Raw genomic sequence first — 12,531 nt, 5'->3', positions numbered from 1 at the left:
TCCCTCATTTCCGGGTGCCGGCCAGGCGGCGGCGCTGGCCCCGCGCGGATCCGGTGGTGGCCGCCCGCGGGGCGGGGGCGTCGGTGTCGGTCAGTGCGGCGGCGAAGGCGGCCACGGTGGGGTGGCCAAAGAGCACAGCCGGCGCGATCCGGCGGTCGAGGCGCTTTTCCAGCGCCGCCACCATGGCCATGCCGACCAGCGAATTGCCGCCGAGGTCGAAGAACGGGTCGTGGACGCCGACGGCGTCGATGCCGAGGAACTCGCCCCAGACGCCGGCGATGTCGGTCTCGAGCTCGCCGCGCGGAGCCGCGTACTCGGTGCGCAGCGGCGGCCGCGGGTAGCGCGTCTTGGCCGCCGGTGCGGCCTCGACCAGGCCGCCGAGGTCGTTGAGCTCGGCCAGCTCGCGGCGGGCGCCCGGCAGGTCCTGGCGCAGGGCCACGACGGTGCCGCGGAAGCCGGTGCCGATGAGCCGGTCGAGCACCGTGCAGCCGGCTTCGGCGGTGAAGCCGTAGCGGCGGCGGTAGGCAAGCCGGGCTTCGCCGGTGGCGGCGTCGGCCCAGGAGTCGTGCTGCCAGTGTCCCCAGGCGACGGTGACCACCTGCGTGTCCGCTGTGGACAGTGCGGCGCCGTGGGCGTCGAGGACGCTGTTGGCCGCGCAGTAGTCGGCTTCGCCGATGCCGCCCACGACCGTGACGATCGAGGAGAACAGGACCAGCCGCCGCGGCCGGGCGTCGAGGAGCGGCCCGACGGCGTGGACCTTCGGGGCGAGGGTGCGGTGCATGTCCTCGGCGGTGCGGCGCTGTGCGAGCCCGCCGCCCGGCAGGCCGGCGGCGTGGACGATCGAGTCGAACTCGCCGAGCTGCGTTCTGGCTTCTCGCAGTGCCTTGGCGAGCTGCTCCGGGTCGCCCGCGTCGGCGGTGAGGACCAGGACCTCGGCCGGCTTCAGGGCGTCGAGGTCGCCTGCGTCCGCCTCGCCGGTGCGGCTGATCAGGGCGAGCTTGCGGGCGCCGTGGCGGGCGAGGTGCTTGGCCACCAGCATGCCGAGGCCGCGGGTGCCGCCGGTGACGACGTGCGTGCCGCCCCAGTCCGGGGTGACGTCGTCGAGGGTGAGCTCGGTGTACTCCTGCAGGCGCCGGCGTCCGCCGCGCCAGCCGGTGAGCACCGGCTCCTTCGCGGCGTCGTCGGGCCATGGCCGGGCGAGCTCGTCGAGGAGGTGCTGGGCCGGCGTGCCGGGTTCGACGTCGACGCCGCGCCAGCGCAGGCCCGGGTATTCGGCGCGGACACCGCGGCCGAGGCCGTGCACCGCGGCGGCGGCCGGGTCGGTGAGGTCGCCGCCGGTGATTTCGGCCGCGCCGGTGGTGACGGTGAGCAGCCGGACGTCGTGGCCGTCCAGGACCTGGACGGCCCGCAGGAGGTCGTCGAAGCCGCCGTCGTGGACGACGTGGAGCGGCTGGGGCAGCTGGGCCGGGTCGGTGCCGACGGTCATGCCCGCTTCCGCGGCCAGCGCGGCGAGGTCGCGGTTGGTGGTGATCAGCGACCCGTGCGGGGTGGTCGTGGGCCGGGTCGGGTCCAGACGCCAGACGGGGACGTAGAGCCGACCGTCTTCCTCGACCGGTCCGGCCGGCGTGCGGGTGGCCTGGGGCCAGAACTTCGTGCGCTGGAAGGGGTAGCCGGGGAGGCTGACGGTACGGCCCTCCCGCCGCAGGCTCTTGAAGTCGACGGCGACACCCAGTTCCCACAGCCGAGCGAGGGTTTCGAGGAGGGCGGTGCCTTCGGCCGGGCGGTTCTCGACGGGCCAGGGCGCGGGCAGGGTGCCGAGGACGGTGGGGCGCGCGTCGGTGAGGTTCTGGCGGACCAGCCCGCCGAGCGTCTGACCGGGGCCGAGCTCGACGTAGGCGTCGACCTCCTGGCCGGCGCAGTGCCGGACGCCGTCGGCGAACCGCACCGGGCGGCAGAGGTGACCGGCCCAGTACTGCGGGTCGATGGCCTCGGCGTCGGTCAGGACGGCGCCGGTCGCGTTCGAGACGATCGGGATCCGCGGTGCCTGCCGGGGCACGGAGGCGACGAGCGCGGCGAGTTCGTCGCGGGCGGGTTCGAGGAGGGTGGAGTGGAACGGGTGGGCCGACCGCAGCGCCCGGGCGGCGAGGCCGGCCGCTTTCAGCTGCGCGGCCGCGGCTTCGACGTCTTCGGGAGCTCCACTGAGGACGGTCATCTGCGGGCCGTTGAGCGCGGCCACGTCGATGGTGCTGTCCATCAGCGCAGCGGCGACCTGGGCCGCCGAGGCGGCGACGGCGAGCATCCGCCCGGCGGGCGCGCGGCCGATCAGCCGGGCGCGCCCGGTGACGACGTGCAGGGCGTCGGCGAGGGTGAAGACCCCGGCGAGGCAGGCGGCGACGTACTCGCCGAGGCTGTAGCCGACGAGCAGATCCGGCTTGACCCCGCGGTCGGCGAGCAGTTGCGCGAGCGCGTACTCGACGGTGAAGAGGAGCGGGTGCGCGACTTCGGCGCGGTCGAGGAGTTCGTCTTCCGGCCCGGCGCCGAAGAACGACCCTGTGGTGGCGCGCGGTTCCGCGAAGAAGGCGCCCCGCAGATCGACCCCGCACCGCTCGGCGGCGATGGCGCAGCATTCGTCCACGGCTCGGGCGAACACGGGTTCGTCCCGGTAGAGCTGGGTCGCGAGACCCCGGTACTGGTCCCCGACACCGGGGAGGAGGAAGGCGACCTTCGGGTCGCCGGACTTCCGGTGCACGCCGGGTGTGGTGGCCGCGGCGGCCAGCTGCCGGGCGGCGTCTTCGAGGCTGGTGGCGACGACGGCCCGCCGGTGGTCCAGGTGCGCCCGGCCCTCGCGGAGGGTGTGCGCCAGATCGGCCAACGGGGTTCCGGTGTTTTCCCCGAGACGGGCGAGCTGCGCCTGCAACGCGGTCTCCGACGCCGCCGAGACCGGGATCAGCTCGGCGACCTCCACGACCTCCGCGACCTCCGCGACCGGCGGCCGGGCCGGGGCCGGGGGTGCGGCCTCCAGCACCAGGTGGGCGTTCGTGCCCGACCAGCCGAACGAACTCACCCCCGCCACCGCCGGGCGGCCGCTATCCGGCAGCGGCGACAGACCGGCCGACGGCCGGACCGCCGGGCTCGCCAGGACCTGCTCGGCCGGGTCGGTCATGTGCAGGTTCGGCGGGACCTCGCCGTTCTCCAGGACCAGGACCGTCTTGATCAGCCCCGCAATCCCGGCCGCCGTGTGGGTGTGGCCGATGTTCGTCTTCACCGCGCCGACCGTGAGCGGGCGGGAAGCCGGCCGCTCGCCGAACACGTCGCCCAGTGCGCCCAGCTCGATCTCGTCGCCCAGCGGGGTGCCCGATCCGTGCGCCTCCAAGAAGTCCACGTCGGCCGGGGCGGCACCGGCGTCGGCCAGGGCGCGGCGGATCACGTCGACCTGGGCGCTGCGGTTGGGCGCCGTCAGGCCGTTGCTGCGGCCGTCCTGGTTGACCGCCGAACCGCGGATCACCGCGCGGATGCGGTGGCCGTCGCGCAGGGCGTCGGACAGGCGGGCCAGCACGACCATCCCGCCGCCCTCGCCCATCATGTAGCCGTCCGCGCTCGTGTCGAACGTGTGGCAGCGGTCGGTCGGGGACAGCAGCGCGTTCCGGCTGCTGTACACGTACAGGAACGGGTGCAGCGCCAGGAACCCGCCGCCGGCGAGGGCGTAGTCGCACTCGCCCGCCCGCAGCGCGCGGGCCGCGAGGTGCACCGCCACCAGCGTCGACGAGCACGCCGTGTCCAGCGAGAACGCCGGGCCGCGCAGGTCGAAGTGGTACGCCAGCCGCCCGGCGACGACGCTGGCGAGGCTGCCCTGGCCCATGTACGGGTCGGCGTACACGCCGGTGCCTTCGCGCTCGGCCTCCACCTGGCCGTACTGGAAGGCGTCGGAGAACCCGAGCAGCACGCCGGTGCGGCTGCCCCGCAGCCGCGGCGCCGGGGTGCCCGCGTCGTCCATCGCCTCCCACGCCAGCTCCATCAGCAGGCGCTGCTGCGGGTCCATCCGCAGCGCTTCCTGCGGTGCGTAGCCGAAGAACCCGGCGTCCCAGCCGTCCACTTCGGACAGGAACGCGCCGCGGCGGCCGGTGGTGCCGGGAACGTGGTCGAACCGGCCGGCCGGGACGTCGCCGACTTCCGCGGCACGGCCTTCGCGAAGCAGCTGCCAATACGATTCGACGTCGGGGGCGCCCGGGAACCGGCAGGACATGCCGATCACGGCGATGGGCTCGCTCTCGCGGGCCTCGTACTCGGCCAGCCGGCGGCGCGCGCCCGCGAGCTCGACCGTCGCCCGCTTCAGGTAGTCGCGAAGCTTGTCTTCGCCGGTCATGATCGAACCCCTATCCGTTCGCAAAAGATCACAGCTTGTCGATGAAGGCGAAGAGCTCGTCGTCCGAGGCCAGGTCGAGCGACGGCGACGCGCCGAGCCCGTCCAGTGCCTCCCGCAGCACTTCCGCCAGCCGCAGGCGGTCCTCGTCACCGGCGCCGGGCAGGACTTCGCCGAGGGTCTCGCGCAGTCGCTGCGCGGGGTCCGGTGGCGGGGGGAGCAGCTCGCCGAGCAGGTGCGCGGCCAGCAGCTCGACGGTCGGGTGGTTGAACAGCAGCGACGCGGGCAGCCGCAGCCCGGTCCCGGCGCCGATGCGGTTGCGCAGCTCCACCGACGTCAGCGAGTCGATCCCCAGCTCGCTGAACGGCTTCGCCACCTCGACCGACGCCGGCGACCGGTGTCCGAGCGCCGTCGCGACCTCAGTGCGGACGAAGCCGGTCACCGTCGCGGCGGCCGTTTCCCGGTCCAGCCCGGCGAGCTGCCCGGCCAGTCCTGCCGCAACCGGAGCGGCCGAGGCCGTGCGACGCACCGGTACGAAGCTCCGCAGCACAGCGGGAACGTCGTCCGCTGCCCGCAGGGCCGCGGTGTCCCAAGTGGACGCCACCACCGTGCCGGACAGCCCGAGCGCGGCGTCGAACGCGGCGAGGCCCTGCGCCTCGGTGATCGGCCGGACGCCGGTCAGGCGCGACCGGTCGGTGGCGGTCATCGCGGCGGTCATCCCGGTGGCCGTGTCCCACAGGCCCCATGCGATCGACACGCCCGGCAGCCCGCGTGCCGCCCGGTGCTCGGCCAGCGCGTCGAGGGAGGCGTTCGCGGCGGCGTAGTTCGCCTGGCCGCGGTTGCCGAGGACCCCGGCGATCGAGGAGAACAGCACGAACGCGGCGAGGGGCTGGTCTCCGGTGAGCTCGTGCAGCAGCCAGGCGGCGTCGCGCTTGGGCCGCAGCACGGTGTCCAGCTGCGCCTTCGTGAGCCCGGTGAGCGTCGAGTCGTCGAGGACGCCGGCGGCGTGCACCACCCCGGTCAGCGTCTCCCCGGCCAGGACGGCCGACAGCGCGGCCCGGTCGGCGACGTCGGCCGCCACCACCCGGACGCGGGCGTCCAGCCCGGCCAGCCGGGCCGGGACGTCGCCGCCGCGGCGCGAGACCAGCAGCAGGTCACGGACGCCGTGCGCGGTCACCAGCCGCTCGGCGACCAGCGCGCCCAGTCCGCCCGTGCCGCCGGTGATCAGCACCGTGCCGCCGGCGAAGTCCACTGTGGACGGCTCGGCCGCGCAGCGCGCGAGCCGCGGCACGAGCACGGCGCCGTCCCGGACGGCGAACTGCGGCTCGCCGGCGTCGAGCGCTGCCGCCACCGGGGCGCCGGGACGGGCACCGGCGAGGGCGAAGCGGCCGGGGTGCTCGGCGATCGCCGAGCGCACCAGCCCCCACACCGGCGCGCCTTCGGGCGAGCCCGGGTCCTGCAGGAACACCAGCTGCGAGCCGTCGCAGCGCTCGTCGAGCAGCCAGCGCTGCGCGAGGTCGAGCACGGCGGGCAACTCGTGCGCGGTGGTGAGCACGACGGGCGGGACGACCGCGGGCAGCTCCGTGCCGATCACGGTCCACTCGCGGTCGGTACCGCCACCGACCGGCGCCGGCGTCCACTCCACGCGGTAGAGCTCCGCGGTGGCGACGGCGTCGGCGGCGGGTCGCAGCAGCAGCGACTCGACGCCGCCGAGCGGGGTGCCGGCGGTGTCGTAGAGCGTGACTTCGACGCCGGTGGTGGCCGAGCCGGACAGCCGGGCCCGCACCGAACCCGGCAGCGGCGAAGTGATCCGCAGCCCGCCGAAGGAGAACGGCAGCAGCAGCTCGGTGCCGTCGAGGACGAGCGCGTGCAGCACCGCGTCGAGCACCGCGGGGTGGGCGGTGAACTCGCCCTCGGCGGGCAGTTCGACCTCGACGTACCGGTCGTCGCCGTCGCGCCACAGGGCCCGGAGCCCCTGGAACGCGGGCCCGTACTCGTACCCGCGGCCGGCCAGCTGCGCGTAGGCGCCGTCGAGGTCGGCCGGTTCGGCGCCGACGGGCGGCCAGGCCGGCAGGGGGGTGCCGGGCCGCGGCTCCGGGCCCACCGTGCCGGTCGCGTGCCGGGTCCACGGGCCGTCGCCGAGTCGCGAGTGGACGGTCAGCAGCCGCCGGCCGAGGTCGTCCGCCTTGCCGAGGCCGACCTGGACCTCGACGACGCCCGAGGCGGGCAGCGCCAGCGGAGCTTCCAGCGTCAGGTCCTCGACGCTCCCGCCGTCCGCCGCTTCGAGAGCCAGTTCGGCGAAGCCGGTGCCGGGGAACAGGACCGTGCCGCGGACGGCGTGCCCGGCCAGCCACGGGAGCGAGGTGAGCGAGAGCTTTCCGGTGGCCACCAGGCCGTCGCCGTCGGCGACCGGCGTGGGCGCACCCAGCAGGCCGCCGGAGCGGTCGGTGAGCCAGTAGCGCTGCCGGTCGAACGCCGAGGTCGGGACGTCCGGGTGGCGGGTGACCGGGCCGAGCAGCCGCGGCCAGTCCACGGCGGCGCCCCGCACGTGGGCCGCGGCCAAGGCGAGCAGGAACCGGCGGTACCCGCCCTCCCCGCGGCGCAGCGTGCCGACGGCGGTGCCGTCGATGCCCGCGTCGGCGAGGATCTCCTGGACCGCGCCCGCGAGGATGGGGTGCGGACTGACCTCGACGAACAGCGGCCGCCGGTAGCCGGCGAAGGCGCGGATGGCGGTGTCGAACTCGACGGGCTCGGCCAGGTTGCGGTACCAGTAGTCCGCGGTCAGCTCCGAGCCCGGCAGGAAACCGCCGGTGCAGGAGGAGCAGATCGTGGTCGCGGTGTCGGCGGGCGCGAGCTCGCCGATCTCGGCGAGCAGGGCCTCGCGGACGGCCTCGACGTGCGGCGTGTGCGCCGCGTACGCCACCGGCGTGCGCCGGATCTGGACGTCGGCGCAGGCGGCGGCGAACTCCTCGATGGCGGCCAGGTCGCCGCCGACCACGGTGCCGGTGGGGCCGTTGTCCACGGCCGGCCACAGGCGGCCCGCCCACGGCGCGAGCCGCTCCCGCACCTGCGCCACCGGCAGGCCGACGGCGAGGATCCCGCCGGTGCCGTCCAGTTCGGCGGTGAGGAGCCGGCTGCGCACGGCGATGATCCGGGCGGCGTCGGCGAGCGGCAGCGCCCCGGCGATGACGGCCGCGGCCAGCTCGCCTTGGGAGTGGCCGACCACCGCGGCCGGAGCGACCCCGGCGGCCTGCCACAGTCCGGCGAGGGCGACCATGACGGCGAACAGCACGGGCTGCACGACGTCGGTCCCCTCCAGTCCCGGCGCGCCTGCCGCGCCGGTGAGCACGTCGAGCACCGACCAGCCGGTGTGCGGCCGCAGGGCCTCGGCGGCGTCGGTGAGCAGCCGCGCGAAGTCCTTATCGGTGGCGAGGAGTTCGGCGGCCATGCCGGGCCATTGGGCGCCTTGGCCGGGGAAGACGAAGACCGGCTTGGTGTCGCCCGCGGCGGTGCCGGTGACGAGCGCGGGGTGCGGCGCATCCTCGGCGAGGGCAGCCAGGGCGGCGACCAAATCGGCCCGGTCTTCGGCGACGACGACCGCGCGGCAGGTGCCGGGGCGGCGGCGGGCGAGGATCGCGGCGGTGGCGGTGAGGTCGCGGTCGGCGGCGGTTTCGGCGTAGGCGAGGAGCCGGGCGGCCTGGGTGCGGAGAGCGGTGGCGGTGTGCGCGTGCAGGGGCCAGACCAGCGGTTTGGCCGGTGCCGGTGCGGGTTCGTCGGCGGGAGCGACGTGCGTGCTGGTGTGGGGGTGTTGTGGCTCGGCGGACGTCGGTGCGGGTTCCTTGGCGGGCGCAGCTCGGAGCTCTTCGCGGGCGCCGGTGTGGAGGTGCTGCGGCTTGGTGGGTGTCGGTGCGGGCCCGTTGGCGGCCGCGGCTTCGGGCGTGGCAGGCGTTCCGGCGCCGGGGTGCTCCGCGGGCGTCGGTGCGGGCTCCTCGGCGGGCACCGACTCCAGCAGCACGTGCGCGTTGGTCCCGCTGATGCCGAAGCTCGACACCGCCGCCCGCCGCGGGCGCCGGAGTTCCGGCCACGGCTGCGCCGCCGAGAGCACCTCGACGCGGCCGCTCGCCCAGTCCACGTGCGGGCTCGGCACCTCGGCGTGCAGCGTGCGCGGGATCGTGTCGTGCCGCAGCGCCTCGACCATCTTGATCACCCCCGCGACCCCCGCCGCCGCCTGGGTGTGGCCGATGTTGGACTTCAGCGATCCGAGCCACAGCGGCTTTTCTCGGTCCTGTCCGTACGTGGCCAGCAGCGCGTGCGCCTCGATCGGGTCGCCGAGCTCGGTGCCGGTGCCGTGGGCCTCGACCACGTCGACGTCCCGTGTGGACAGTCCCGCCGCGCGCAGCGCCCGGCGGATCACCTGCTGCTGCGCTTGGCCGTTGGGGGCGGTCAGGCCGTTGCTGGCGCCGTCCGAGCCGGTCGCGCCGCCGCGCAGCAGCGCCAGGACCGGGTGGCCGTGGCGGCGGGCGTCCGACAGGCGCTCCAGCACCAGCATGCCCGCGCCCTCGGCGAACGCCGTGCCGTCGGCGTCGGCGGAGAACGCCTTCGCGCGGCCGTCGGCGGACAGGCCGTTCTGGCGGGTGAAGTCCACCAGGTTGCCGGGGGCGGCCATCACCGTGACGCCGCCGGCGAGGGCCAGCGAGCAGTCGCCGCGGTGCAGCGCGTCGGCCGCCAGCTGGATCGCGACCAGCGACGACGAGCACGCCGTGTCGACGGTGAGCGCCGGCCCGCGCAGCCCGTAGGTGTAGGCGATCCGGCCGGACGCGACGCTGGGGGAGGTGCCGGTGAGGCGGTGGCCGTCGACGAGCCCGGTCGGCTCGTGCAGCCGCGGGCCGTAGTCCATCGCCATCGCGCCGACGAACACGCCGGTGTCGGTCCCCTCGAGGGAGCCGAGGCCGGCCCGCTCGATCGCCTCGTGGCTGATCTCCAGGAGCACCCGCTGCTGCGGGTCCATGGCCAGGGCTTCGCGGGGGCTGAGGCCGAAGAACGCGGGGTCGAACCGGTCGGCGTCGTGGAGGAACCCGCCGAAACGGGTGGCGCACGAGCCGGGCCCGGCCTCGCCGAGGAGCGTGTCGAGGTCCCAGCCGCGGTTCGCGGGCAGTTCGGTGACGGCCTCGCCGCCCGCCGAAACCAGGTCCCACAGCTCGGCCGGGGAGGTGATGCCGCCGGGGAAGCGGCAGCCCATGGCGACGATCGCGATCGGGTCACCCTGCTGCGGCGCGGCTTCCGCCACCACGGTGGCACCCGGCTGCCGCAGGTGCGTGATCAGGTGCGCGGGGGTCGGGAAGTCGAACAGCAGCGTGGTCGGCAGCTTGAGCCCGGTCGCGGCCTGCAGCCGGGTCCGCAGCTCGACCACGCTCACCGAGTCGAAGCCGAGGTCCTTGAACGTCGACGCGGGGTCGATCCCGCTCGGGTCGGCGTGGCCGAGGACGGCGGCCGCCGTGGCGAGCACCAGGTCGGCGACCTGCGTCGGGTCGACGGCGATCGGCGCGGCGGCGACCTCTTCGCCGAGCCAGTGCCGGGTCCGCTGGAAGGCGTACGTCGGCAGGTCCACGAGCCGGTCGCCCGGCACCTCCCAGTGCACCCCGGCGCCCGCGACGAACGCCTCGGCGAAGCTGCGGCGCAGGCGGTCGCCGCCGCCGTCGTCCCGGCGGAGCGTCCCGATCACGGCGACCGTCCGCTCGTGCGCTTCGGCGGTCTCCTCGATGCTGCCCAGCAGCACCGGGTGCGGGCTGCACTCGACGAACCGCGCGCCGCCGGCCGCCAGCGCCCCGGCGGTCGCCTCGGCGAACCGGACCGGTTGGCGCAGGCTCTCGAACCAGTACCCGGCGTCGAGCTCGGCGGTGTCGAAGGGTTCGCCGGTGAGCGCGGAAACGAAAGTGACCGGAGTGGACACCGGACGCACCGGGGCCAGCAGGCGCAGGATCTCCGCCCGCAGCGGGTCCACCGCCGCCGAGTGCGACGCGTAGTCGACCGGCAGGACCTTCGCGCGGTGACCGGCTCCGGTGAGCGTGGTGTGCAGCCGGGCCAGCGCATCCGACGGCCCGGACAGCACCACCGACCGCGTCCCGTTCACCGCGGCCACCGACACCCCGGGCGGCAGCAGCGGGCGGACGACGTCCTCGGGCACTCCGGCGGACAGCATCCCGCCGCCGCGCGGCATCCCGGCGATCACGCGGCTGCGCAAGGCGACCACCCGCGCGCCGTCGGTCAGCGACAGCGCACCGATCGCGGTGGCGGCGGCGATCTCGCCCTGCGAGTGCCCGACCACGACCGACGGCGTGAGCCCGGCGTCCCGCCAGACCGCCGCCAGCGACACCATGACCGCCCACAGCGCCGGCTGGACGACGTCGACGCGGCCGAGGTCGGCGGTGCCGTCCCGCAGGTCGCCGAGCAGGTCGTACTCGACGAACCCGGCCAGCGCCGCCGAGCACTCGGCCAGCCTGCGGGCGAACACCGGCGAGTCGCGCAGCAGGGCGCGGGCCATCTCGGGCCACTGCGACCCCTGCCCGGGGAACACGAAGACGTCGGTGCCGTCGACGGCCCGCCCGGTCACGACGTTCTCCGAGGGCGTCCCGGCGGCCAGCGAGGCGAGGTCGCCGAAGACGACCGCGCGGTGTTCGAAGAGGTCCCGGGTGCGCAGCAGCGACCGGGCGACGTCGCCGTGCGCCAGGTCCGGGTGTTCGGCCAGGTGGCCGGCGAGCGCGCGGGCCTGCGCGGGCAGGGCGGTGGCGGAGCGGGCCGAGAGCACCAGCGGCGCGTTCTCGGCCAAGACGTCTTCCGGAGGGACGACCGCCGGGGCTTCCGCCACGACGAGGTGGCAGTTGGTGCCGCCGACGCCGAACGAGCTCACGCCGGCGACGAGCCGGTCCTGCGGCCGCGGCCAGTCCCGGCCCTCGTGGACCACTTCGAGGTTGAGCGTCCCGAAGGGGATGGCCGGGTTCGGCGTGACGAAGTTCAGGCTCGGCACGAGACGGCGTTCCTGCAGGCACACCAGGACTTTCAGCAGCCCGGCGATACCGGCGGCGCCTTCGAGGTGGCCGAGGACGGTCTTCACCGAACCGACCTGCAGCGGCCCGGGCCGGTCCCCGGCGAACGCGGCGCCGAGGGCTTCGGCCTCGATCGGGTCGCCGACCGGCGTGCCGGTGCCGTGCAGCTCGACGTACTGGACGTCGGCCGGGGCGACACCCGCGTCGGCGCACGCCAGGCGGATCACCTCGGTCTGCGCCTCGGCCCGCGGCACGGTGAGGCCCGCGCCGCCGCCGTCGTTGTTCACCGCGCCGCCCAGCAGGACCGCGTGGACCCGGTCGCCGTCCGCGAGCGCGGCGCTCAGCGGCTTGAGGACGACCAGGCCGCCGCCTTCGCCGCGGACGTACCCGTCGGCGCGGCTGTCGAAGGTGTGGCAGCGGCCCTGCGGGGACAGCGCGCCGAAGCGGTCCACCGTCTCGGTGCCCGCGGCCAGGAGGTTGAGGTTGACCCCGCCGGCGAGCGCGACGGCCGCGGTGCCGCGGCGCAGCTGCTCGGCCGCCAGGTGCACCGCGACCAGCGACGACGACTGTCCGGAGTCGACGGTCAGGCTCGGGCCGCGCAGCCCGAGCACGTAGGAGACGCGGTTGGCGATGAGGCTGCGGTGGGTGCCGGTGAGCGTGTGCGGCCCGGCGCCGAGGCGGTCGTGCAGCAGCGCGTAGTCGCCGGCGATCGCGCCGACCACCACCGCGGTGCCGCTGCCGCGCAGCGTGCCGGGCGCGATCCGCGCGTCTTCGCACGCCTCCCACGCCAGCTCCAGCACCAGCCGCTGCTGGGGGTCCATCGCGGCGGCCTCCCGCGGGGAGATCCCGAAGAAGGGGGCGTCAAAACCGTCCACATCGGACACGAAACCGCCGCGCCCGGTCGTGTCGCCGTCCGCCCACCGGCCCGGCGGGACGTCGCCGACGGCCTCGCGGCCCTCGGCCAGCAGCCGGCGCAGCGACGCCGGGCCGGGGGCGCCGGGCAGCCGGCAGGACATGCCGACCACCGCGATCGGCTCACCGGGAGCAGGCAGGGAAGACATAGTTCACCCATCGTCGGAAGGGATCGCGGAAATCGGCAAAAACGTCGTGCTCACCGAATTGCGCCGG

Annotated in this window: 2 protein-coding genes; both read right to left on the bottom strand. The window is 75.6% G+C overall.

From position 1 onward, the window contains the following. Positions 1-4: 4 nt before the first annotated feature. On the bottom strand, positions 5-4,363 hold the full coding sequence (locus tag ACLJPY_RS19685; protein WP_410590355.1) for a type I polyketide synthase: 4,359 nt from the start codon (positions 4,361-4,363) through the stop codon (positions 5-7). Positions 4,364-4,391: 28 nt separating this feature from the next. After that, positions 4,392-12,464: an SDR family NAD(P)-dependent oxidoreductase gene (locus ACLJPY_RS19680; protein WP_410590354.1), complete on the bottom strand. Its 8,073-nt coding sequence runs from the start codon at positions 12,462-12,464 to the stop codon at positions 4,392-4,394. Between the last annotated feature and the right edge of the window lie 67 nt (positions 12,465-12,531).

It is taken from the genome of Amycolatopsis sp. lyj-23, assembly GCF_046549135.1.
GTDB lineage: Bacteria > Actinomycetota > Actinomycetes > Mycobacteriales > Pseudonocardiaceae > Amycolatopsis.
Note: the sequence above shows the minus strand (reverse complement) of the source record. Positions and strands in the feature narration are given on the sequence as shown.

Coding starts and splice junctions, on each gene's coding strand:
- ACLJPY_RS19685 (WP_410590355.1), bottom strand. CDS start 4,363: ATGACCGGCGAAGACAAGCTTCGCGACTACCTGAAGCGGGCGACGGTC.
- ACLJPY_RS19680 (WP_410590354.1), bottom strand. CDS start 12,464: ATGTCTTCCCTGCCTGCTCCCGGTGAGCCGATCGCGGTGGTCGGCATG.